18 protein-coding genes are annotated in these 23,458 nt (G+C 59.8%); 11 read left to right on the plus strand and 7 right to left on the minus strand.

All coding sequences use genetic code 11. The features are described from left to right. Positions 1-114 precede the first annotated feature (114 nt). The gene (locus tag K5D32_RS20740) at positions 115-396 is read left to right on the plus strand and encodes a hypothetical protein (protein WP_221575482.1); all 282 of its coding nucleotides are present in this window, start codon (positions 115-117) and stop codon (positions 394-396) included. A 13-nt stretch (positions 397-409) separates the two neighbouring features. On the opposite strand, the gene K5D32_RS20745 is transcribed toward K5D32_RS20740, so the two are convergent. Next, complete coding sequence (locus K5D32_RS20745; protein ID WP_221575481.1) at positions 410-1,993, minus strand: methyl-accepting chemotaxis protein; 1,584 nt, start codon at positions 1,991-1,993, stop codon at positions 410-412. A gap of 1,156 nt (positions 1,994-3,149) precedes the next feature. On the opposite strand from K5D32_RS20745, the gene K5D32_RS20750 reads away from it, so the two are divergent. The 8 genes from K5D32_RS20750 (at position 3,150) to K5D32_RS20785 (ending at position 13,758) form a co-directional block, all read left to right on the plus strand. After that, entirely contained in the window at positions 3,150-3,977 is an 828-nt protein-coding gene (locus K5D32_RS20750) for an energy transducer TonB (protein WP_221601661.1), read from the plus strand. 71 nt (positions 3,978-4,048) lie between these two features. Beyond that, positions 4,049-4,735 carry a MotA/TolQ/ExbB proton channel family protein gene (locus K5D32_RS20755; RefSeq protein ID WP_038399729.1) on the plus strand — a complete coding sequence of 229 codons (687 nt, stop codon included), beginning with the start codon at positions 4,049-4,051 and terminating at the stop codon, positions 4,733-4,735. Further along, entirely contained in the window at positions 4,735-5,136 is a 402-nt protein-coding gene (locus tag K5D32_RS20760; RefSeq protein WP_198728112.1) for a biopolymer transporter ExbD, read from the plus strand. Before K5D32_RS20755 ends, K5D32_RS20760 begins: the two co-directional genes overlap by 1 nt. Positions 5,137-5,327: 191 nt before the next feature. Continuing rightward, positions 5,328-8,051, plus strand: a complete 2,724-nt coding sequence (locus K5D32_RS20765; protein WP_221601663.1) for a TonB-dependent receptor — start codon at positions 5,328-5,330, stop codon at positions 8,049-8,051. Between the two features lie 147 nt (positions 8,052-8,198). Further along, the gene (locus tag K5D32_RS20770) at positions 8,199-10,082 is read left to right on the plus strand and encodes an extracellular solute-binding protein (RefSeq protein WP_221601665.1); all 1,884 of its coding nucleotides are present in this window, start codon (positions 8,199-8,201) and stop codon (positions 10,080-10,082) included. A 1-nt stretch (position 10,083) separates the two neighbouring features. Beyond that, a complete protein-coding gene (locus K5D32_RS20775) occupies positions 10,084-11,151 on the plus strand; it encodes a microcin C ABC transporter permease YejB (protein ID WP_221601667.1) in 1,068 nt (355 codons plus the stop codon). Beyond that, a complete protein-coding gene (locus tag K5D32_RS20780) occupies positions 11,151-12,173 on the plus strand; it encodes an ABC transporter permease (RefSeq protein ID WP_221594619.1) in 1,023 nt (340 codons plus the stop codon). Before K5D32_RS20775 ends, K5D32_RS20780 begins: the two co-directional genes overlap by 1 nt. 1 nt (position 12,174) lies before the next feature. Continuing rightward, positions 12,175-13,758, plus strand: a complete 1,584-nt coding sequence (locus K5D32_RS20785; protein WP_221601669.1) for an ABC transporter ATP-binding protein — start codon at positions 12,175-12,177, stop codon at positions 13,756-13,758. A gap of 3 nt (positions 13,759-13,761) precedes the next feature. Here the strand turns inward: K5D32_RS20785 and K5D32_RS20790 are convergent, their stop codons facing one another. The 4 genes from K5D32_RS20790 to gabT form a co-directional block, all read right to left on the minus strand. Then, positions 13,762-15,258, minus strand: a complete 1,497-nt coding sequence (locus tag K5D32_RS20790) for a methyl-accepting chemotaxis protein (protein WP_221575475.1) — start codon at positions 15,256-15,258, stop codon at positions 13,762-13,764. A 147-nt stretch (positions 15,259-15,405) separates the two neighbouring features. Beyond that, positions 15,406-15,894 carry an Lrp/AsnC family transcriptional regulator gene (locus K5D32_RS20795; RefSeq protein WP_002555947.1) on the minus strand — a complete coding sequence of 163 codons (489 nt, stop codon included), beginning with the start codon at positions 15,892-15,894 and terminating at the stop codon, positions 15,406-15,408. 46 nt (positions 15,895-15,940) lie between these two features. Further along, positions 15,941-16,597 (minus strand): HAD family hydrolase, encoded by a 657-nt coding sequence (locus K5D32_RS20800; RefSeq protein WP_221601671.1) that lies wholly within the window; start codon positions 16,595-16,597, stop codon positions 15,941-15,943. 77 nt (positions 16,598-16,674) lie between these two features. Further along, a complete protein-coding gene (gene gabT, locus K5D32_RS20805; protein ID WP_221529426.1) occupies positions 16,675-17,979 on the minus strand; it encodes a 4-aminobutyrate--2-oxoglutarate transaminase in 1,305 nt (434 codons plus the stop codon). A gap of 273 nt (positions 17,980-18,252) precedes the next feature. On the opposite strand from gabT, the gene K5D32_RS20810 reads away from it, so the two are divergent. Beyond that, positions 18,253-19,182 (plus strand): glyoxylate/hydroxypyruvate reductase A, encoded by a 930-nt coding sequence (locus K5D32_RS20810; protein ID WP_221601672.1) that lies wholly within the window; start codon positions 18,253-18,255, stop codon positions 19,180-19,182. Between the two features lie 57 nt (positions 19,183-19,239). Here the strand turns inward: K5D32_RS20810 and argA are convergent, their stop codons facing one another. Both argA and argE read right to left on the minus strand, forming a co-directional pair. Next, on the minus strand, positions 19,240-20,538 hold the full coding sequence (gene argA / locus K5D32_RS20815; RefSeq protein ID WP_025258025.1) for an amino-acid N-acetyltransferase: 1,299 nt from the start codon (positions 20,536-20,538) through the stop codon (positions 19,240-19,242). 126 nt (positions 20,539-20,664) lie between these two features. Continuing rightward, on the minus strand, positions 20,665-21,813 hold the full coding sequence (gene argE, locus K5D32_RS20820; RefSeq protein ID WP_025258024.1) for an acetylornithine deacetylase: 1,149 nt from the start codon (positions 21,811-21,813) through the stop codon (positions 20,665-20,667). 160 nt (positions 21,814-21,973) lie between these two features. Here argE and K5D32_RS20825 point away from each other — a divergent pair, with 160 nt between their 5' ends. Beyond that, positions 21,974-23,341: an inorganic triphosphatase gene (locus tag K5D32_RS20825; protein ID WP_221601674.1), complete on the plus strand. Its 1,368-nt coding sequence runs from the start codon at positions 21,974-21,976 to the stop codon at positions 23,339-23,341. Positions 23,342-23,458 lie beyond the last annotated feature (117 nt).

The following is a 23,458-nucleotide window of genomic DNA, read 5'->3' on the forward strand; positions in this document are numbered from 1 at the left end:
ACGCCATGCCGCAGACGCGCTTCGTATCATGGCTATGAAAAAAACGATCCCAGTGTAGGCACGAGGGAGCACAGCGCAAGACAATGCCCCGCCCAGACCACGGATGGACATGCAATGAAGGTAAAAAAACGATCAGCCCGATCCCAACGCATACGCGAGCAGCAGCGGCTGAACCTGCAACGCTATTGGCTGGACTTCTATCGCGCCCGTTACCGGGCCAAGGTCATGGGGGCCGTTTCGATGATGGTGCTGATGGCCGGGGTATCGCTGTACACGAAAAGCATGATGCCTATCTATCTGATGACACCGATTGCAGTAATCGGTGTGCTGATGCTGACCTGGTTCTGGCGCAAACGGATCGGGCTGGTTGCCGACGATCCGGCCCAGCCCGAATAAGACGCCTTTCATCTCAAAATCTGAATCGCCCGACACTCGCCTGCAAGCTGCCGCCCAGCCTTGCCAGCTCGGTGCTGGACATGGCGGTTTCGCCGCTGGCGACATAGGTCTGTTCCGAGATCACTCGCACGTTCACCACCCGGCGGTTGATTTCATCGGCGACGATGCTCTGTTGCTCGGCGGCTGCGGCGATCTGAGTGTTCATCTGTTCGACGGTGGAAACCGAACGGCTGATGCTCATCAATGAGGTTCCGGCCCGGCGAGTCAGCTCCACACTGCTTTTGCTCAATGACAGGCTGTTGCCGAGGAACGCGGCGACTTTCTGAGTGCCATTCTGCAGGCTGCTGACCAGCCCTTCGATTTCCTCAGTGGATGCCTGGGTGCGCTGGGCGAGGCTTCGGACTTCGTCGGCGACCACGGCAAAGCCACGACCGGCAGCACCTGCCCGCGCCGCTTCGATGGCGGCGTTGAGGGCCAGGAGATTGGTCTGCTGGGCGACCGACTTGATCACGTCCAGCACTGTGCCGATCTTGTCGCTTTCGCGGCTCAGGTCGTTCATGGCGTCGGTCGAGTGATTGACCTCTTCAGCCAGACGCCCGATCTGGTCGATGGCCTGAAGCACGACCTCATCGCTCTTGCGGGCTTCGTCGTGAGCGGCGATAGCGGCGTGGGAAGCGTCTTCGGCGTTGCGAGCCACTTCCTGAACAGTAGCGGCCATCTGGTTCATGGCGACCGCAACCTGATCCGTCTCGCTCTTCTGGCTGCTAACCCCTGCGGTGGTTTGCTCGGTGACTGCCGAGAGCTGTTCGGAAGCACTGGCCAATTGAACGACACCGTCACGAATCCCGCCAATCAGGTCGCGCAGGTTGACGGTCATGCGCTGCATGCTGGCTTGCAGAAGGCCCAGTTCGTCCTTGCGATTGACCGGAATGTCGGCACTCAGGTCACCGGCGGCCACCCTTTCGGCAGCACGCAGGGTTTCCATCAGCGGCCCCACAATTGATCGGGTGATGAGCCAGGCCGCCAATGTGCCGAGAATGAGTGCGAAAGCCGTCGCAGCGATCAGCAGGACCCTGGCCTCGGCAATATCTTCGTCGCGCTTGGACGTCTGACTGATCAGCAGTTGCCCGCCTGCGTCGAAGAGGCTGGCCACTTCGGTGTCCAGACCGCTCTGGGCTTGCCTGAGCTTTGACTCGTCCTGGATCTCGGTAGCCCGGACAAAATCCTGAAAATGACTGCGGTAGCGCTGGGTCGTCTCCATGGCCCGGTAAATCAGGGCCAGATCCTGCGGATGACTGAGCAGAGCCCTGACTTCTTCGTAATGGGTTTCAAGATTATCGTTAGCCTTGAGCACGGCTGTCGCTCGATCCGCACTGGGCTGGACGGCGTAGGTCAACCGCGCAATACGCATGTCCCGCACCATTTCGTTGAGCTGGGAAATGGACGTCAGCTTCTGGCCCCGATCACGCAGGATACCGATTTCCACCCAACTGAAAGCAGCGATCAGGGTCGTCAGCAGCAGAACGCTGATAAACCCCAGAATCAATTTCGATCTGACACTGATATTGCCCAGCATACCTGCGAACCAGTTGACCATCTCAGAGCGCTCCGTGCACGTTTAGGTGCTGGTGAGTGTCCTCAAGGTCGTTCGGGTTCCGTCGCCTGCCTCGTGAGTGATCCTTTGGTATCCCGTTTGCGACGATCTGTATGTCCACGGTTACAAACAGACACAAGTTGGCACATTTCTTCCTAGTGGAACACTCGTACCAGAAAATCACTGGTTTTGCTGCATGGAAAACGCCTATCGCGCACCACAGTGCAGTCACCGGATGTCACAGCGTCCATAAACAGTGCAAAGACCCGATCAAAAGTCGTGTCTCTATCAGATAAGGAGATCCACTCGTGCCCCATAAGCGCTCGCTGTCTTTTCTACCCCGCCGCTCGCTCTACGACCGAGCCCGTCCTTGCAAGGACCTTCTGTCGCCCTGAGCGACCTGTCTTTTTCCTGGATCATCAGGCTTTGTACGAAATGTATCGGCGCTCGATGATGCTGCGTTAAATTTTGACTCATGCACTTTTTATCAGCGATCTATCGCAGGTTCAGACAAGAACAATTATTCAACTAGATAAAGTGAATGTCGTCCGACAATCCATCAATTAGCTCCAAATAGCCACCACTCTTTCAGAGTGAGCGCCCGGACTTTGCCTGCCTTTTATAAAGATTCTCAAAACACATCATCTTTCACTAAGGAGAATATTCTGTGAGCCCTTGATTATTAACTGCACCAACTTGACTCGACTCATACAAGATTGGTGCATGCCGTCAGCCGGATTTTAACTAGTGTCTTTTTGATATCGTCTGAAAAAACAGAGGGTATTCTTTCGCCCTCAACTTGATGGCCTCGCCCCTTGATAAACAGTGGGCACAGCTCAAACTTTCCGGGGATTCGATAAAAAATTACATGAATGCGACATCCGCTCTATTTCAGCCATTACAGACCACTTCCTGATAGTTTCTGGCATAGCGGTTGCTAACTAGCCCTCAGGAACCATCGCTACCTTCAGGTACGTGATCAGAAAAAGGACGCTCAATGCCATCTTCATAATCCGTAAACCGTTTTTACCCGATTGAGCCTGACTTGCGGCTCCACGGAATCGTGCGCCTGTTAAATGTGCAGCCCTCCAGTATTTGAACATTCGCGAAATGTTTGAACGGACTTTTATTGCCCTTCAACTATTCCGAGGGAGCTTTAATGAATGATGCGGCAACCCTGAAGTCGGTCCCTGATCCATTGCCCGGTGAAGTTCACACGGCATGGCAGAGTATTCCGTTTACAGCCAATACCTCACGACCTGGCAGTCTGAATAAACCACAGGCTTTCTTGTTGATTGCCGCGTCGGTGCTTATTCACGGTGCGGTCTGGTGGTACATGCAGACCGCCAAAGCCGAGCTTGCGGAAGTTGCACCCCAAGTTCCGGAAATGACGATTGAGCTGACCAGTCCGACACCTCCGACACCGCAAGCGCCGCCTCCGGAGCCACCTCCACCTGCGCCGCCACCTCCGCCCCCTGAACCAGAGCCAGAAAAACCGGTTGAGGACCCGGATGCGGTCAAGCCACCGCCCAAACCGGTGGAAAAGCCGAAAGTTGAAAAACCCAAGCCGGTCAAGAAACCGGAGCCCGTACAAAAGCCAAGGCCACCCGCGCCGCCGACACCGCCTGCGCCCAGTGCCCCGAGTACCCCGGCACCGCCGACACCTTCGCCCGCACCTCCAGCACCTGCGGCGCCGGTCAAGGAAAGTGCGGCCGTTTCAGGGCTAGCCAGCCTTGGCAATCCGCCGCCCGAGTATCCGGGGCTGGCGTTACGACGCAGTTGGGAAGGGCGCGTGATTCTACGCATCAAGGTTCTGGCCAATGGCCGGGCCGGCAGTGTCGAGGTGACTCAATCCAGCGGCAAACCGGTACTGGACGAAGCCGCCGTGGAAGCCGTGCGCAACTGGAAGTTCATCCCGGCCAAACGTGGTGACACGCCTATCGAAGGCTTCGCGACACAGACCATCGACTTCAAGCTTCCGGAATGATCCGGCGCATAACAACCGACAACTTTATTCAAGCTGGTGAGGTGTAAACCATGAACGCATCGCTTTCCTCCATGATTGTCCCCGCCGTGCTCTGGGCACTGATTCTGTTTTCCGTATTGAGCTGGGCCCTGTTGCTGATCAAGTCGGCGCAGTACATGAGGCAGAAATCCCAGAACAAACAGTTCACCCAGGCCTTCTGGAGTGCCCCGGACCTACTGACGGCAGCCGAACACGCTTCCCAGTACCCGGGCGCACTGGCCCGTATCGCCAACAGCGGCTTTGAAGCGATGGCGGTCGAAGATGCACCTCGTACCACCCAGCAACTGGCCCATACCATCAACCGTTCCGACCGCCTGGAACGCAATCTACGCCAACAGATCCAGAAAGAACGCCGGGCACTGGAAAACGGCCAGGCCATTCTGGCCAGTATCGGCAGCACCGCACCGTTCATAGGCCTGTTCGGTACGGTCTGGGGCATCATGGAGGCACTGCAAAGTATCGGTCTCACTGGTTCGGCCAGCCTTGAAGCGGTGGCAGGCCCCATCGGCCACGCGCTGGTTGCCACCGGGGTCGGGATCGCCGTCGCGGTGCCAGCGGTACTGATCTACAACTTCTTCCTGCGCCGCCTGAAGCTGGCCGTTGCCGACATGGACGACTTCGCCCACGACTTCGACTCGCTCGCCCAGCGCAGCGCCTTCGCCGTCACGCGCCAACCCATCGCCACCCGCCACAACCACTCCGTTCGGGAGGCAAGCTAATGGCCTTTTCCAACCAGGACAGCGATGAAGTGCTCAGCGAAATGAACGTCACGCCATTGGTGGATGTGATGCTCGTGCTGCTGGTGGTGTTCATCGTCACCACACCGCTGATGACCAATGCGATCAAGGTCAACCTGCCCAAGACCGACTCGGTGGCACCGGCCGAAAAGAAAGACCCGGTGGTGGTCAGCGTCGATCAGGACGGCAAGTTCTATCTGGCCAAATCTGAAATTGCCCCCGAACTGCTGGAAAAAAGCCTGCAGGACGAAAAAGCCAAAGACCCGGAAATCCGCGTCCAGTTGCAGGCCGACACGGCCGTGAACTATGGCCAGGTGGCCAAGGCAATGGCCTCGATCGAGCGATCGGGCATTACGAAGATATCCGTCATGACCTCGAAATGACATGAGGGCTTCGCCGCGCGAAGCCTGCTGACTGCATTCCGTAAGCACGCTCGTCCGTGGGTAGCAAAGCCCCTGGAGGGGAGCGGCTTGCCGGAAAGGAAGAAGTGAAACTCCTGATGGGCACAACCGCATCGGGAAAAGAGGGCTCACAAGGCCATTTCAATAACGTCTGGAATAAGTCGGAAATTACCATGCTGATGAATCTTCCCGGTTGCACCCTCAAACCCCTCGCTATTGCGGTACGGCGCCATCCCCGTGTGCTGCTCTGCGCACTGGCCATGGGCATGAGTGGTGCCCAGGCGGCCGATGCCGTCGATGCGGACACAAGCAGTACAAGCGTATCCTCCAGCGCCGCCGTCGTACCCGCCACGACCCAGTTGCAACGTGTCGAAGTCACCGGTTCGGCGATCCGCAGGGTCGATGCCGAGACGGCCGTGCCCATCACCATCCTGCGTGCTGATGACCTGAAGAAACAGGGCGTGACCACCACTCAGGAAATGGTCCAGCGCATCACCGGCAGCCAGTCGATCAACAACAGTGCCGGTTCGGTCGGCGCAGGAACGGGGGGCGCGTCCTACGCCGACATGCGCGGGATTGGTGCAAACAAGACGCTGGTTCTGCTCAATGGTCGCCGTCTGGCGAACAACGCCCTGTCGGGTGTCGGCACGCCCAACGGCAGTGCCATCGACCTGAACATGATCCCGTTTGCCGCCATCGACCGGGTGGAAGTGCTGCGTGACGGCGCCTCTGCGCTGTACGGCACCGACGCCATCGGCGGGGTCATCAACTTCATCACCAGAAAATCCATGACCGACGGCACTTTGAGCCTGGGCGGCGAAACCCCCACCAACAGTGGCGGCGGAGCCACCAAGGACATGAGCGCCAGTTGGGGCTTCGGTGACCTTGAAGAAGACCGCTTCAATGTCATGGGTGTCTTCAACTACAACAAGCAGCAGAATCTGGATGCCAACGATCGCTCATTCGCCAGGGATTATGTGCCGGGACGCGGTCTTAACCAGACCTCCGGGACCGCCTTCCCCGGCAACTATTACCAGGGCAACAATGGCACGAATCCGCTGGCAGGCGGTAACTGCAACGGGCCCAGCCTGATCGCCAGCAACGGCATCTGCCGTTTCAGCACCCGCGAATACATCGACCTGATTCCGCAGACCGAGAAGACTTCCTTTTTCGGCAAGGCCACCGGCAAGCTGGCGGACGACCACAACGTCAACCTCGAATACTTCTGGGCCCGCAACAATAACCACACCGACATCGGCCCGGCCCCCCTGACCGGCCTGTCGCTGGACGCTTCGTCGCCCTACTACCCCGGCAACGGCATCACACCCTTGCCGACCAGTTTCGTGCTCGACCCGACACAGCCCATCGATACCGCATGGCGGGAAACCGCAGCCGGGCCAAGGGGTTCCAGCGACCAGAACACCAGTCAGCGCTTTCTGCTGAGCTTCGATGGCATGGTCAGCGGCTGGGACTACAACGTCGGCGCGTCATACAACCAGAACAAGGTCATTTCCTCACTCACCAACGGCTATATCAGCGATGCGGCCATGATCGCCGGTCTGGCCAACGGCATTATCAACCCGTTCGGTCCGCAGACCGCGGCAGGTCAGGCATTGATCGATGCCAACGAATACCATGGCAAGTACTCAAGTGCCGTGGGCCGGGTGGCCGGTATCGACGCCCGCATCAGCCGGGAAATCGGTGACTGGTTTGGTGCCGGACCGGCCGGCCTGGCGCTGGGCGGTGAATACCGCAAGGAGAAAATGCATCAGGAGTACGAAGCCTTCGTCAATGACGTCAGCAGCCTGGGGGCAGACGCGGCGGGCAGTGTTTCGGGCGAACGCAGCGTAAAGGCCCAATACGCCGAATTGAACGTTCCGGTCCTCGACAGCCTGGAACTGAGCGCTGCCATTCGTCACGACAAATACAGCGACTTCGGCAGTACGACCAACCCCAAGTACTCGTTCCGCTTCCAGCCGTTCAAGCAACTGGTGGTCAGAGGTGCCTACAGCGAGGGCTTCCGCGCACCTTCTCTGTATGAGCTTTATGCGCCGCGCAGCCTGAGCTTCACCCAGGGTTACTACAACGACCCGACCCTGTGCGCAGGCGGCACCGTGCAGCCTGGCGGTAATGCCGGACGCGACTGCAATCAGCAGTTTCTCAACAACAGTGGCGGCAATACCGAGCTGGCTCCCGAAAAAGCCCGCAACGTGACGCTGGGCTTCGTCTACCAGCCGGTCAGCAACCTTTCCATGGGCCTGGATTTATGGTGGATTCACATCTCCAACCAGATCCAGTCGTTCCCTGAATCGACCGTCTTCGACGACCCCACCACCTACGCCGACCGCTTCATCCGCAATCCGGATGGTTCGATCGCCAATATCGTGACCGGCAACGCGAACCTGGGCATCGTCAAGACCAGCGGTGTGGACGTCACCCTGGACTATCGCTTTCCGAACACGCCGTACGGCCAGTTCGGTCTGGGCATGACCGGTACCTATGTGACCCGCTACGACTACCAGAACATCATCGACGGCCCTTACACCGACAAGGTCGGGGACTTTCAGGGCGATGGCGTAATCTCGCGCTGGAAACATGTCCTGACCGGCACATGGTCACTGGGCAACAGCCGCGCTTCCCTCACCAACCGCTTCACCAGCGGTTACAACGATTATGACCGCACCACCAACGCCCGGGTGGCGTCGTATACGCTCTGGGACCTTTCGGTCGGGCATACCTTCGACAAGGTGCTGGATGTGGATGCCGGGGTCCGCAACCTGTTCGACCGCGATCCGCCGTTCTCCAATCAGGCCTACAACTTCCAGTCCGGCTACGACCCTCGCTATGCCGATCCGCTGGGCCGCACGCTGTTCGCCCGCATGACCTATCACTTCTGAGGTGGTGGCGTGGCTCATACCCGCTCCGTGAGCCACGCCTTGGGTTGCGCTTCGCCCCTCCGGCCCTACAGGTTTCATCCACCTTCCCCGGCCGGAGGTCTTTTTCGCAGTGCATGAGTATTCAGCGCGTAGAAGGACAGCCCCATCATGTTGCGTACCTCCCGTTTTCTAAGGCGCCTGCTGCTGGGCGTTGCTCTGTACGGTTATGGGCAGGCACTGCTGGCCGCGCCGACCCACGCCTTGACGGTCTATGGCGAAGCCCCGAAATACCCTGTGGGCTTTCAGCACTTCGCTTACGTCAACCCGGACGCCCCCAAGGGCGGCTCGCTGACACGCTCGGCCGAAGAAATCGGCCAGTTCAATTACCTGAATCCGTATGTCGATCAAGGCATCAACGTGGTTCAACTCGACACCTGGGTCTATTCCCCGCTGGCCTATCGCTCACTGGATGAGCCCTACACGGTGTACGGCCTGATCGCGGAAAAAATGGAAATGGACCCCAATGGCCTCTGGATTCGTTTCTTCATCAACCCCAAGGCGCGCTTCGAGGACGGCACACCCGTCACCGCCAATGATGTGCGCTACACCTTTGAACTGATGACCACCAAGGCCAGCTTCAGCTACCGGCCCATGTATGCGGACGTCAAGGATGTGGTCATGGAGGGACCGCTACAGATTCGCTTCGACTTCAAGAACAACCTCAACCGCATGCTGGCTCTGGATATCGCCAGCATGCGCATCCTTCCCGAACATTGGTGGAAGGACAGAGACTTTGCCAACGGTGGAGGTTTCGAGGCACCGCTGGGCAACGGGCCTTACCGGGTCGCGAAAGTCGACGCCGGACGCAGTGTGGTCTTTGAGCGGGTCAAGGACTGGTGGGCCAAAGACCTGCCGGTCAGCCGCGGGCTGTATAACTTCGATACCCTGACCGTGAATTTCTACGGCGACACGGAAATCGCCCGGCAACTGCTGCAGGCCGGAGCCTTTGACTACAACCGGGAGTTCTCATCGGCGGGCTACACCGTCGGCTACAGCGGCCCGGCCATCGACGACGGACGTCTGCAAAAACACATCCTGGCCCGGCAACGCCCCGTTTCGGCACAGGGTTTTGTCTTCAATCTGGACAACCCCGTCTTTCAGGATCGACGGGTTCGCGAAGCGTTATCGTTGCTGTGGGATTTCGAGTGGCTGAATCGTCGGGTCATGCGCAGTTTCTACGTGCGCGAACAGAGCTACTTCCCCAAGAGCGAGATGGCCGCCACGCAATTGCCGGACGCTGCCGAACTGAAGATTCTCGAGCCCCTGCGCGGTCAGGTCCCGGATGAGGTATTCACACAGGTCTACCAGCCACCCAGCACCGACGGCAGCGGCTATATCCGCGACAAGCAGCTACAGGCCCTGAAGCTGCTGGCCGAGGCTGGCTGGCATCCGCGCAACAACAAGCTGGTCAACGCGGCGGGCGAGCCACTGACTTTCAGCTTTCTCGACGGCCAGGGCGGCTTCGACCGGTTGATCTTGCCGTTCAAACGCACCCTGGCGCAGATCGGCATCACCCTGAATTTCATGCGCATCGATTCGGCGCAGTACATCAACCGGCTCAACGCCCGGGACTACGACATGATCGTGGTCAGTCTGCCGAAAAACGGCAATCCGCTGATTTCCCCGGGCCGTGAACTGTACAACCTGTTTGGCTCGCAAAGCGCCACACAAGTGGGCAGCTCCAACGCCATGGTCTTGCGCAATCCCGCTGTGGACAGGTTGATCGATGGCCTGGTCGCCGCCAACAGCCGTCAGGACATGGTGCTTTATGCCCGCGCCCTGGATCGGGTCCTGCAATGGGGCTACTACATGATTCCCAACTACTACTCCAAAGGAACGCCGCTGGTGTTCGCCAATCGTTTTGGCAGGCCCGAGATCGAGCCCGTCTACGACATTGGTCTGGAAACCTGGTGGCAGATCAGCCCGACAGCACTGACCAATGCCCAGGCTTCTGCCCTGACAGGCAAGCCCACCGCCGCGAAGGAGCCGTAACATGCTGGCTTATATGATTCGACGCCTGTTGCTGATCATCCCCACGCTGCTGGCCATTCTGATTGTGAACTTCCTGATCGTACAGGCGGCGCCCGGCGGCCCGGTCGAGCAGGCCATCGCCCGCATTCAGGGCTTCAGTCCCAACGGGGTCGGCGGTGGCGGGGGCGAAGTGGCGGCCTCCGGCACGGCAAGCCGCAGCACTCGCGGGCTGGACCCGGCACTGATCGAGGCGATCAAGGAGCATTACGGCTTCGACAAGCCCATGCACGAACGTCTGTGGCTGATGCTCAAGAATTATGCACAGCTGGATTTCGGCACCAGCTTCTTTCGTGGTGCCGAAGTGACGGAACTGATTGCCCAGAAACTGCCGGTATCACTGTCCCTGGGACTATGGGCAACGCTGATTACCTACCTGATCTCCATACCGCTGGGCATCCGTAAGGCCGTGCGGCATGGCAGTGCGTTCGATGTCTGGAGCAGCACGCTGGTCATCATCGGCTATGCCACGCCCGCGTTTCTGTTCGCCATTCTGTTGATCGTGGTCTTTGCCGGGGGCAGTTACCTCAGCTGGTTTCCGGCGCAAGGCCTGCTCTCGGACAACTTCGACAGCCTCAGTGCCTGGGGCAAGGTCAAGGACTACCTCTGGCATCTGGTGCTGCCGGTCAGTGCCCTGGTGATCGGCGGTTTTGCCACGCTGACCATCCTCACCAAGAACAGCTTTCTCAACGAGATCAGTCGTCAGTATGTGGTCACGGCACGAGCCAAGGGCCTCACGGAGCACCGGGTTCTGTATGGCCATGTGTTCCGCAACGCCATGCTGTTGGTGGTCGCCGGGATTCCGCAGGCCTTGATCGATGTGTTTTTCGCCGGCTCCCTGCTGATCGAAACCATCTTCGGCCTCGATGGGCTGGGGCGCATGAGCTACGAGGCGGCGGTGTCGCGGGACTATCCGGTGGTGTTCGGCACGCTGTTTCTGTTCACGCTGTTCGGCCTGCTGATCAAGCTGGTGGGCGACCTGTGCTACACGCTGGTCGACCCGCGCATCGACTTTTCCGCGAGGAGCGCCTGATGTTCGAGTTTTCTCCCCAGAGCAAACGCCGCATGGCGCTGTTCAAGGCCAACCGGCGGGGCTGGTGGTCGCTGTGGATCTTCCTCGCACTGATGCTGGTCTGTCTGTGTGGCGAGCTGATCGCCAACGACAAGCCGCTGGTGCTGAGCTACGAAGGCACGCTGTATTACCCTGCCCTGCACACCTACATGGAAACCGATTTCGGTGGCGAACTGCCCTTCGAGCCGGACTACTCCAGTGACTACGTACGCCAACTGATAGCCGCCAAAAACGGCTGGATGCTGTTTGCGCCGATCCCTTTCAGTTACGACACCATCAACTATGACCTGCAAGCCCCATCGCCCAGCCCGCCAGACAGCCACAACTGGCTGGGCACCGACGAGCAGGCCCGGGATGTGCTGGCGCGGGTGCTGTTCGGTGCCCGGATTTCCATCCTCTTCGCCCTGCTGCTGACCGCGATCAGTACCGTGATCGGGGTCTGTGCCGGCGCGATCCAGGGCTACTACGGCGGCATGACCGACCTGATCGGCCAGCGGATTCAGGAAATCTGGTCAGGTTTGCCGGTGCTGTATCTGCTGATCATTCTGTCCGGCTTCGTTTCACCGAATTTCTGGTGGTTGCTGGGCATCATGGCGTTGTTCTCCTGGCTGGCGCTGGTGGATGTGGTACGGGCCGAATTCCTGCGCGGCCGCAGCCTGGAATATGTCAAGGCGGCCCGCGCCCTGGGCCTGACCGATACTGCGCTGATGTGGCGGCACATCCTGCCCAACGCCATGACCAGCACCCTGACCTATCTGCCCTTCATCGTCACGGGTGCCATCGCCACCCTGACCGCGCTGGACTTTCTCGGCTTCGGCATGCCCGCAGGCAGCGCCTCGCTGGGTGAACTGATCAGTGAAGCCAAGCGCAATCTGCAAGCCCCCTGGCTGGGGCTGACCGCCTTTGTGGTACTGGCGCTGATTCTTTCCCTGTTGGTGTTCATCGGCGAAGCCTGCCGCGACGCTTTCGATCCCCGGAGCTGACATGCAAGAGACCCTGATTGAAATACGCGACCTGCGCGTCGCCTTCAACGGCCACGAAGTGGTGCATGGTGTCAGCCTCGATATCCGGCGCGGCGAATGCCTGGCGCTGGTGGGTGAATCCGGCTCGGGCAAATCCGTCACGGCCCACTCGATCCTGCGCCTGCTGCCGGCAAAGACCGTCAGCACCCAGGGTACGATCCGCTACGACGGCGTGGACCTGGTGAGTGCCAGTGACAAGCAACTGCGCAGCCTGCGCGGCAACCGGGTGGCGATGATCTTTCAAGAGCCCATGAGTTCGTTGAACCCGCTGCATACGGTCGAGAAACAGATTGGCGAAATCCTGATCACCCACAAGGGCCTCAAGGGCAAGGCCGCCCGGAATCGGACGCTTGAACTGCTGGACCTGGTGGGCATCCGTGACCCGCTCGCGCGACTCAAGGCTTACCCTCATCAGCTTTCCGGCGGTCAGCGCCAGCGCATCATGATCGCCATGGCGTTGGCCAACGAGCCTGACCTGCTGATTGCCGATGAACCCACCACGGCGCTGGATGTGACGGTGCAGGTGAAGATCCTCGAACTGCTCAAGTCCCTGCAAAAGCGCCTGGGCATGTCATTGCTGCTCATCAGCCACGACCTCAATCTGGTCCGCCGCATAGCCCAGAGGGTCTGTGTGATGCGTGAAGGGCAGATCGTCGAGCAGGCTGACTGCCAGGCCCTGTTCGACCACCCGCAGCACCCTTACAGTCGCCTGTTGATCAACGCCGAGCCTGACGGCGAGCCGGTGCCTTCTACCCATCGCAACACCCTGCTGTCGGTACAGGACCTGAAAGTCTGGTTCCCGTTGAACAAAGGCTGGTTCAAACGCGACCCTCGCTACATCAAGGCTGTGGATGGGGTGAGTTTTGAACTGCTCAAAGGCAAGACGCTGGGCATCGTCGGCGAGTCCGGTTCGGGCAAATCGACCCTGGGCCAGGCGATCCTGCGCCTGGTCGATTCCGAAGGCAGCATCCGCTTCGGCACCAAGGAACTGAGCCTGCATAGTCAGCACCTGATGCGCCCCTTGCGGCGCCAGTTGCAAGTGGTCTTTCAAGATCCGTTCGGCAGCCTCAGCCCACGCATGACCGTGAAACAGATCATTGCCGAAGGACTGGTCACCCACAGGATCGGCACTGCCGAGGAACGCGAGCAGACGGTCATCCGGGTCCTGCAGGAAGTCGGGCTCGACCCGGCCACCCGCCATCGTTATCCCCATGAATTCTCCGGCGGTCAGCGCCAGCGCATCTCGATTGCCCGGGCGCTGGTGCTTGAACCGGATCTGATTCTGCTGGACGAACCCACCTCGGCACTGGATCGCACGGTGCAGAAACAGATCGTCGCCTTGCTGCGCGACCTGCAGATTCGCCACGGCCTGACTTATCTGTTCATCAGCCATGACCTGGCAGTGGTTCATGCGCTGGCGCATGACCTGATCGTCATCAAGGACGGCAAGGTGGTCGAGCAAGGCCCTTCGCGGGAGATATTCGCCAGGCCGCAGCAGCCCTATACACAGGAACTGCTGCAGTCATCGGGACTGGTCTTCGCATGAAACCTATCGGTTGAAGGTCTTGCCCAACGCCTCAAGCCGCATGGCCAGCGGTGGCAGGCGTTGGCTGCTTTGGGTCAGCACGTCGATATTGGCTGCGGTGTCTTCGGCGATGTTCTGTACCGAGCGCAGTTGATCGGCGATTTCCCGGCTTGCCGTGGACTGCTCGTCAGTGGTGGTGGCAATCAGGCCGTTGAGTTGCGTGATATAGCCGATCCCGTCGCCCACGGCGCGCAGCGATTCGGAGGCGCGCTGGCTGTTCTCGACGCAGCGCCCGACATCTTCGCGGCTGTCCTGCATGGCCGTGGCAGCCTGGCGGCTGCCTTGTTGCAGATCATGAATAATGACTTGGATTTCCTTGGTGGACGAAGCCGTGCGCTGAGCCAGGTTACGGACCTCATCGGCCACGACGGCAAAACCACGGCCCTGCTCGCCAGCCCGGGCGGCTTCGATGGCGGCATTGAGTGCCAGCAGGTTGGTCTGCTCGGCGATGCTGCCGATCACATCCAGCACCCTGCCAACCTGCTCCGATTGCTCGGCAAGGGCCTGCACCGTTTCATCGGTGGTGTTGATACGCTCGGCAAGGCGGGTGATTTCAGTTTGCGCCCGACCGACGCTTTCACGCCCGTGCGCCACCTGTTCGTGGGCATCGCCAGCACGCTGGACAGCCTGGGCGACATGCCCGGAAATGTCGTTCATGGCACCGCCCATGCGCTGCATCGCATCGCTCATGCGGGCGATTTCAGTCAACTGATGCTGCGCTCCGGCCTCCAGTGTGCCGCTGGCCCTGGCCAGATCATGTCCCAGCTCGCCAAGGCCGCGAGTGTCACGCACCACGCCATCCACCAGTCCGGTGATCTGCGCCAGAAAGCTCTCGAAACGCTGGGTCAGGGAAACATGCTTGCCTGCCCGTTCATCAACCCGTGCATCGGTGGTCAACTGCGAGGCGGTGGCGAGCATTTTGTCGAGCATGTCCTGATTCTCGACAGCTTCGGCCTGGTTCTGAACGGCGAGGTACATGAGGATCGCAGTTTCTACCACCACATAGACGGCATGCACCATCACCATGCCCCAGCCACCGGCATGGTGCATGACATACACCGGGAAGCCCGAATGCTGCAGGACGTGGAACACAACGTGATGGACAGCGATGACAGCGGCTGCCACCAGGATCGGCAGCCAGTCCCGGTAGAAGGTCAGTACCGCCAGGAATACAAAGATGCCGAAGTGGATTTCCACCACTCCCTGAGCCTGATTGATATGCAGGGCCGCCATGAGCATCAGGCCGACGCCAAAGCAGCAGCGCATCAAACGGCTGCCGCCTATGGCTCGATACAGTGCAGTCAGCACCAATGCAGTGCCACCGCCCACCAGCATTGCCTGGGTAAAGGTGTCGTGCCAGAACGCCAACCCGATCGAATACACAAACAGCAGCCAGATCAGGCCGAGCATGATGCGATCGGCCTTGCGGTAATGCTCAAGAAAACGAGGAGTAGAAGACATCGGACACTTCCTTATGGGGACAAGCGACAGGCAGCCTTGCCCCTTGGCCGAGCAAAAGCCTGGCCAGGTCATAGGATGACTTGAAGAGCCGTAAGAGAATGTGTCAAACCGAGGGTAGTGTGCAACTCTCTTATTGGCCTTTAGCCATCAATGACGCAAAAGCTTGCGTAAAGGCACACCGTCTTTCATGACAGGGGACTTGATGACGATGTAGCTGAAGTACTTGGAGATGCCGATATTCTTGTCCAGCAACTCCTCGATCACTTCCTGATAGTGCTGGATGCTGCGGGTCATGAAGCGCACCAGATAGTCGTAGCCGCCACTGATGAGATGGCATTCGAGCACTTCATCCACGTGCCGGATGTTGGCCTCGAACTTGGCAAAGTCTTCGCGTTTGTGGTCGCTGAGGGAGATTTCGGTGAACACCGTGACCGATTCGGTGATCTTCGCGAGGTTCAGGTGAGCCTTGTAGCTGGAGATATAACCGGCCGACTCCAGGCGCTTGACCCGTTGCAGGCAAGGGCTGGCTGACAGGCCTACAGCATCTGCGAGGCTGACGTTGGTCATGCGACCGTCTTTCTGAAGCTCGACCAGGATATTGATATCAATACGATCCAGTTTGACCAGGCCTTCCATCAGCTACCTCTTGATTGCCGTTCACCAAAGCTCTCTTCTAGCAAAATCAGCGCCTTAAAGACAACTGATGCTGCGCCACAAGGTCGGCCATGCTGTTGATACACAGATCGGCGGGGCAAGGCTGACGATGTTCGACACGGTCGCGACGGATCAGGCACAGACCACCGTTGCCCAGTGCCGACGCGGGGGGCCGTGACACCAGCAGGGTTTCACTCGGGTGCAGATCCATCTCGGCCAGCCAGGTCGTGTCATCCAGCGGGTGCGTGGTCAGCGACAACAGGCTGTCGGATTCCAGCCCCAGACGTTCGCATAAGGCATTGCGATCCTGAGCATCGCGGTCGGCATAAACCAGCAGCCGGTAAAACTTGCGCAGGTACAGCATGGCACCCGGCGCATCCTCGAACAGCGTCCAGGTGTCCACCGAGCGCGCGAAAGCCATGCCTTCCTCCCAGGTGACCCTTGCGCCGAAGCGCTCGGCCAGTTGTCGATGGGCAAAACACAACAGGCCACTGAAACCCAGTTCGCCGAAACGCGGATAAAGCGCACTTACGGCCTCTGCGAACGCCGCCAGCACCTGCTCCCTGTCGGGCTTGTTGGTGCTGTGTTCCAGCAATGGCTGCAACGCCGACCAGACACCGGAATCGCGGTCCACCAGAACTTCATCGCAGTCGATCAACAGTGCCCGGTAATCAGTCAGCGCCATGACAGGTCAAGCCTCCATTAAACATTCAGTACCCACGGCCACGCTGTGTGAACACCTGCGCGACCGGGCTTGAGCGACTACTTCGACTTCAATACTCGTGCCAAGGCCCCGTCGAGGATGGTCAGGGCTTCGTCGATCTGTTCTTCAGTCGTCACCAGAGGCGCAAGAAAGCGCAGCACGTTGCGATACACGCCGCACTTGATCACCAGCAGGCCGCCGATGCGGGCTTGGTCGATCAGTTGCTGATTGAGGTCGGCATCCGGACTGCGCGCAGCATCGTCCTTGACGATTTCCATCGCCAGCATGAAACCGGGACCCCGTACGTCGCCAATGCAGGAATAGCGGGACTGAAGCTTGAGCAAGCCGGCGCGCAGGTAGTGCCCCAGTTGCTCGCCGCGCTCCGGCAGTTTTTCCTGCTCGTAAGTGTCGATCACCGCCAGTGCCGCGGCGCAGGCCAGAGCATTGCCGCCATAGGTGCCACCCAGGCCGCCCGGAAGCGGTGCATCCATGATCCCGGCACGCCCGACAACACCCGACAGCGGCAGACCGCCCGCCAGGCTTTTGGCAACGGTCACCAGATCCGGCTGAATGCCAGCGTGCTGGAAACCGAACCATGTGCCCGTACGACCAAAACCGGTCTGGATTTCATCGAGAATCAGGACAATGCCATGCTGCTCGGTCAAGGCCCGCAGCGCTTTCAGGAACTCCACTGGCGCGGCCAGAAAACCGCCATCGCCCTGCACAGGCTCGATGATGATGGCCGCTACGCGATCCGGCGCAACTTGTGTAGCCAGCAATTCATGCAGCGCAGCCAGGGCCATTTCACCCGTGACGCCACGGTATTCGTTGGGGTACGGGGTGTGGAACACTTCAGGCGCCAGCGGCCCGAAATTCTGCTTGTAGGGCTGGCTCATGCCGGTCAGGGTCGTGCCCAGCAAGGTGCGACCGTGGAAGCCGCCACGAAACGAAATGATCGCCGGGCGATTGGTGTGGGCGCGGGCAATTTTCACCGCGTTCTCGACCGCTTCGGCGCCGGACGTGAAAAACACAGCCTTGTGGTCGATGCCGCTATCACCGGCCACCAGGTTGCTCAGACGCTTGGCCAGTTCCACATAAGGCTGGTAGGCAACCACCTGAAAGCAGGCATGGGTGACCTTTTCCAGTTGGCCCTGCACGGCCTTGACGACATTCGGATGATTGTGGCCGATGTTCAACACACCGATGCCGCCAACGAAGTCCAGATAGCGCTTGCCATCGACATCCCACAATTCGGAACCCTGCGCACGATCGATGACCAGCGGGTGAGCAGTGACCACGCCACGGGGTACGAACTGATCGCGTTGACGGAGCAGATGAGGTGTTTCGTCGACTTTGCTGTTCATGGCTTTACCTGTAGTGGGCCGGGCAATCGGCACGTGATTGCGATGCTGTTCAGGTTAAGCGTTCAGCGAAACGATCTACGCCGAACTTGCCCCTCCAGATGCCCATATCCACTGTTTTCACCCTTGCAAACGGCAGATTCCTTCTGGCCATGCAATCTGCTGCATAACGCTCTGTTTACAGGCTGCGCCGCCCTTTTGCGGTGGCGCTTTCAACAGATACTGCTCCAGTCTTGAGGCATGATGAAGGCCCACTTTCACGCTCAGGAAATGCCCATGCCCGCCCTGCTCTATAAAGCCGATCCTGCCCGTAGCGAGCGCTGGAAAGCCCTGTTCGCCGAGCACGCTCCCGATATCGAGTGGCGCGCCTGGCCTGACATCGGCGACCCGCAGGACATCCACTACCTGGCGGCCTGGCTGGCTCCCGACGACCTGGAGCAGGTGCTCCCCAACCTCAAGGTGCTGTTTGCGCTATCGGCAGGCGTCGATCAACTGGACTTGAGCCGTATCCCGAAATCATTACCGGTGGTGCGCTTGCTGGACCCTGGTATCAGTCACGGCATGTGCGAATACGCCTGCTTCGCCGTGCTGACCCTGCATCGGGAAATGCTGCGCTATCGCCAACAGCAGATCGAAGGCCGCTGGCAGGCTCACCCGCTGATTCCGGCGCATAAACGGCGCATCGGCGTCATGGGGCTCGGGTTGCAGGCGCAGCATATTCTCGCGAGCCTGAAAGGGTTCGGCTTTGCCTTGTCAGGCTGGGCGCGCAGTGAGCATCGCATTGAAGGCGTCGACTGCCATGCGGGACCTGAACAACTCCCCGCGTTCCTGGCGCAGTGCGACATTCTGCTGTGTGTGCTGCCACTCACCGAACAGACCGAAGGCATCCTCGACCGCGAACTCTTCAGCCACCTGCCCAAAGGCGCGGCGCTGATCAATATGGGCCGCGGCAAACATCTGGTGGAAGACGACCTGTTGGCCGCGCTGGACAGCGGCCAGCTCAGCGCCGCCGTACTGGATGTGCTGCATAAGGAACCGGCTGCCAGCGATCACCCGTTCTGGAAGCACCCGAACATCCTGCTGACACCCCATGTCGCCGCCATGACCCAACCGGAAAGCGCATTTGCAGGCTTGCTGGAAAACATTCGTCGGTTCGAACGGGGCGAGTCGATGGAAGGGCAAGTGGATCGTGGCCAAGGCTATTAGGCATTCGCGAATGAACCTGCTCCGGCCTTGCGCCGGAGCGGGTTCATTCGCAAGGCTTCAAATCGCTTTCTCGAATATCTTCGAATTACGCTGATAGTTGTAAAGCGACGCCCGTGCGCTGGGCAGACGGTCGACGGTGCTGGGTTCAAAGCCGCGCTCGCGGAACCAGTGTGCGGTGCGAGTGGTAAGGACGAACAGCGTCTTCAAGCCCAAAGCCCTGGCACGATTTTCGATACGCTCCAGCAACTCATCCCCGCGTCCGCCGTGGCGATACTCCGGGTTGACCGCCAGACACGCCAGCTCACCGGCCTCGGAATCGGCAATCGGATAAAGTGCCGCGCAGGCAATGATCAGGCCTTCGCGCTCGACCACGCTGAACTGCTGGATCTCGCGCTCCAGCACTTCACGGGAGCGACGTACCAGAATCCCCTGCTCTTCCAGCGGCGTGATCAGGTCCATCAGACCGCCCACGTCTTCGATGGCCGCCTCACGCACCAGCTCGAACTGCTCTTGCGCAACCAGCGTACCGCCACCATCACGGGTGAACAGCTCGTTCAGCAACGCGCCGTCTTCGGCATAGCTGACGATATGGCTGCGACCTACGCCACCACGGCAAGCTTCGGCGGCAGCATCCAGCAGTTCGGCCTGATAGTTGTTGCCCAGACGCAAGAGATGAGCAGGCACTTGTTGAGGGCGCAGCTCACGCACCAGACGGCCCTGTTCATCCAGCAGGCCGGTTTCGGCACCGAACAGCAACAGTTTGTCCGCCGCAAGGTCGATGGCTGCGCGGGTCGCGACGTCTTCGCAGGCCAGATTAAAGATCTCGCCTGTCGGCGAATAGCCCAATGGCGACAGCAGCACGATGTGACGCTCGTCCAGCAGGCGGTTGATACCTTTGCGGTCGACACGGCGCACTTCGCCGGTGTGCTGGTAATCCACGCCTTCAAGCACACCGATAGGTCGGGCCGTGACCACATTGCCGCTGGTCACCCGCAGGCGCGAACCCTGCATCGGCGAAGCCGCCATGTCCATGGACAGACGCGCCTCGATGGAAATACGCAGTTGCCCCACCGCATCGATCACGCATTCCAGGGTTTCAGCGTCCGTCACGCGCATGTCGCGGTGGAAACGCGGTGTCAGGCCGCGCTGGGCCAGACGGCTTTCGATCTGCGGACGCGAACCATGGACCAGCACCAGCCGCACGCCCAAGCTGTGCAGCAGCACCAGGTCGTGGACGATATTGCCGAAATTGGGGTGCGCAACACCATCGCCGGGCAGCATGACGACAAAGGTGCAATCGCGGTGGGCATTGATATAAGGAGACGCGTGACGAAGCCAGTTAACGTAATCGGGCATAACCGAAAGAGCCTGTAAAAAAATGGACGAAGGACAGAAACACGCACAACGCTGTGGTGGTTATCGTCGGAACAGGCTTGGCAACACGCGCAATCTCCTTCTCTGTAGGGTTGTGTCTGGCCCGGTTTATTGGGGGCTCAGGCAATAATGCTGAATCAACTGACGCAACAGAACCACTGTAGGCTCCAGGCGTGACATTTCAAGGTACTCGCCCGGCTGATGCGCGCAGGCGATGTCGCCAGGGCCCAGAACCAGTGTCTCGCAGCCAAGGCGCTGAAGATAAGGCGCTTCGGTGCCAAATGCTACTGCTGCCGCCGTATGACCTGTCAGACGCTCTGCAATGCGAACCAGTTCCGCATCCGCTGCCTGCTCGAACGGCGCGCACTCCGGGAACAGGGGTGCGTAATCGATCTGCACCTGATGCAGCTCGGCCAGCGGTTGCAGCTTTTGCCGGATGGCGGCACGCAGCGCATCGGGGTCCATGCCCGGCAATGGGCGCAAGTCGAACTCCAGCGAGCACTGGCCGCAAATCCGGTTCGGGTTATCGCCACCATGAATGCAGCCGAAGTTCATGGTCGGTTGCGGCACGCTGAACTGCGGGTTGCGGTATTCGCGCTGCCATTGCTGGCGCAGGCCCTTGAGTTCACTGATGGCGTCATGCATGGCTTCCAGCGCGCTATGCCCCAGGCTTGGGTCAGAGGAATGGCCGCTGCGCCCGAGAATCTCGATACGCTCCATCATCACGCCTTTGTGCAGGCGAATCGGCTTGAGCCCGGTGGGCTCGCCAATCACCGCGGCACGCCCCAGCGGCCGACCGGCCTCGGCCAAAGCTCGTGCGCCAGCCATGGAGCTTTCTTCGTCGCAGGTGGCAAGAATCAGCAGCGGCTGCTTGAACGGCTGATCGAGCAGGCCGCGCACGGCCTCGATCACCAGCGCGAAAAAACCTTTCATGTCGCAACTGCCCAGCCCGACCCAGCGGCCATCGACTTCGGTCAGTTTCAGCGGATCGGTTTTCCACAATGCTTCATCGAAAGGCACGGTATCGCTGTGTCCGGCCAGCACCAGCCCGCCGGGGCCCGAGCCATAAGTCGCCAGCAGGTTGAACTTGCCCGGCGAAACCTGCTGGATATCGCAGGCAAAGCCCAGATCGCCCAGCCAGCCTGCCAAGAGATCGATCACCGCACGGTTGGATTGATCCAGCGAAGGTTGGGTGCAGCTCACCGAAGGCACGGCAATCAACGCGGCGAACTGATCTTTCATGGACGGCAAGGGCATGTATGCTTCCTGTAATCGGGACGGAACACAGACCATCATAGGGCCATAGCACCTGCGGAATAAACCGTTGCGAGCCATGTCCTGTACACTGCCGCCCTCAGCAGCCGTCAATCATTGGCTGCGCTCCCGTCATCAGCATCAGCGTTTGGACTTCCCGGCCATGCAAAAAGAAACAGAAATCAAACTCCGCGTCAGCCGCGAGACCCTCGTTGCACTGCGCGAGCACCCCTTGTTGAAGAAACGCAACAAAAGTGGCTGGGAGCGTATCGAGCTGTCGAACCAGTATTTCGACACCCCTGAGCGTGATCTGGCCAAGGCCAAGGTCGCTCTGCGCATCCGTCGCGACGGCGATCAGATCATCCAGACCATGAAGACCCGCGGCCAAAGCGTGGCCGGTCTGTCCGAGCGCAACGAATTCAACTGGGATCTGGCCAAGGCCAAGCTGGACCTGAAAAAACTCGAAGGCGACTGCTGGCCCGAGCAACTGGCGGATCTGGACAAGAAAACCATCAAGCCACTGTTCACCACCGACTTCATTCGTGAAAAGGCAGAAATCTCCTGGGGCCGTGGCAAGACCAAGGTCGTGATCGAGGCTGCTCTGGACCTGGGCCAGGTCGTGGCCGGCAAGCAGAAAGAAGAAATCTGCGAACTGGAACTTGAGCTGCGCGAAGGCGAATCTGCCGCGCTCCTGGAGCTGGCCGCTGAACTGGCCGCCACCCTGCCGTTGATGCCCTGCGATATCAGCAAGGCCGAACGCGGCTATCGCCTGTTCGATGCCAACAGCTATTCCCTGAGCCTGCCAGCACCGAAACTGGAAGCCGAAACACCACTGGACGATGCCTATGCGGCGCTGGCCTGGCATCTGCTGGGCAGCAGCCAGCGTCTGGCCGAGCAATATCGCTTCAACGGCCACTGGCGTCTGCTGCAGGAATGGGTCGGCTTGCTGGGTGAGCTGCGTTCACTGACCAGCAGCCTGGGCCAGGCCGCGCCTCGCGCCTCTACCGCACAACTGCGAACCGCGCTGGATGCCCTGCTGGAAGACTGGCGTCCGCTGGTGCAGGCCGGTCAGGAAGATGAAGACGTGCGCGGCGCGGCTCACGAGCAATTCCTCGAAGAACTGCAAGACACCCGTTGGGGCGAGTTCTCGCTGAACACTTCGCGCTGGCTGCTGAACCGCAGCTGGACTGCCGAGCGTAACAATCGCGGCAACCGCCAGGGCGCGGCATTACTGGCCAGCTGGCTGCCACGCCTGCTCGCCGACGAAGCGACCGCTCTGCAACTGGGCCGCTACCAGCAACAACCCGAAGACCTGGCCGAGCAATTGCCACGCATCGAACGCATCCAGGCCTGGCTGCACTGGGCACGCGGCGCGCTGGACCTGCCGGAACTGGATCGTCTGTATGGCGAGCTGAACAAGCTTGAGCAACTGGCCCATCAGGACATCAGCGACGAAGTGCTCGACGCTCGTGTCCATCAGGCATTGACCGTATTCCAGAGCCGCGCCTGGAAGCTTCTGTTGCGTATGTGATTGCCTTTCGCGAATGAATTCGCTCCTACACCAGCCATGTGCACTATGAACTGCCCCCCAAAAGTTGGACGGTTTCAGCCAGCAGCCTGAGCCCTGTAGTCGACAGGGCTCAGGCCA

It is taken from the genome of Pseudomonas cichorii (assembly GCF_019719005.1).
Lineage (GTDB): Bacteria > Pseudomonadota > Gammaproteobacteria > Pseudomonadales > Pseudomonadaceae > Aquipseudomonas > Aquipseudomonas cichorii_E.

Bases quoted from the DNA above. Each gene is read 5' to 3' on its own strand.
- K5D32_RS20745 (WP_221575481.1), bottom strand. From the start codon at position 1,993: ATGGTCAACTGGTTCGCAGGTATGCTGGGCAATATCAGTGTCAGATCG.
- K5D32_RS20755 (WP_038399729.1), top strand. From the start codon at position 4,049: ATGATTGTCCCCGCCGTGCTCTGGGCACTGATTCTGTTTTCCGTATTG.
- K5D32_RS20770 (WP_221601665.1), top strand. From the start codon at position 8,199: ATGTTGCGTACCTCCCGTTTTCTAAGGCGCCTGCTGCTGGGCGTTGCT.
- K5D32_RS20780 (WP_221594619.1), top strand. From the start codon at position 11,151: ATGTTCGAGTTTTCTCCCCAGAGCAAACGCCGCATGGCGCTGTTCAAG.
- K5D32_RS20785 (WP_221601669.1), top strand. From the start codon at position 12,175: ATGCAAGAGACCCTGATTGAAATACGCGACCTGCGCGTCGCCTTCAAC.
- K5D32_RS20800 (WP_221601671.1), bottom strand. From the start codon at position 16,597: ATGGCGCTGACTGATTACCGGGCACTGTTGATCGACTGCGATGAAGTT.
- argA (WP_025258025.1), bottom strand. From the start codon at position 20,538: ATGCCCGATTACGTTAACTGGCTTCGTCACGCGTCTCCTTATATCAAT.
- gabT (WP_221529426.1), bottom strand. From the start codon at position 17,979: ATGAACAGCAAAGTCGACGAAACACCTCATCTGCTCCGTCAACGCGAT.
- K5D32_RS20795 (WP_002555947.1), bottom strand. From the start codon at position 15,894: ATGGAAGGCCTGGTCAAACTGGATCGTATTGATATCAATATCCTGGTC.
- K5D32_RS20765 (WP_221601663.1), top strand. From the start codon at position 5,328: ATGCTGATGAATCTTCCCGGTTGCACCCTCAAACCCCTCGCTATTGCG.
- K5D32_RS20760 (WP_198728112.1), top strand. From the start codon at position 4,735: ATGGCCTTTTCCAACCAGGACAGCGATGAAGTGCTCAGCGAAATGAAC.
- K5D32_RS20750 (WP_221601661.1), top strand. From the start codon at position 3,150: ATGAATGATGCGGCAACCCTGAAGTCGGTCCCTGATCCATTGCCCGGT.
- K5D32_RS20740 (WP_221575482.1), top strand. From the start codon at position 115: ATGAAGGTAAAAAAACGATCAGCCCGATCCCAACGCATACGCGAGCAG.
- K5D32_RS20825 (WP_221601674.1), top strand. From the start codon at position 21,974: ATGCAAAAAGAAACAGAAATCAAACTCCGCGTCAGCCGCGAGACCCTC.
- argE (WP_025258024.1), bottom strand. From the start codon at position 21,813: ATGCCCTTGCCGTCCATGAAAGATCAGTTCGCCGCGTTGATTGCCGTG.
- K5D32_RS20790 (WP_221575475.1), bottom strand. From the start codon at position 15,258: ATGTCTTCTACTCCTCGTTTTCTTGAGCATTACCGCAAGGCCGATCGC.
- K5D32_RS20775 (WP_221601667.1), top strand. From the start codon at position 10,084: ATGCTGGCTTATATGATTCGACGCCTGTTGCTGATCATCCCCACGCTG.
- K5D32_RS20810 (WP_221601672.1), top strand. From the start codon at position 18,253: ATGCCCGCCCTGCTCTATAAAGCCGATCCTGCCCGTAGCGAGCGCTGG.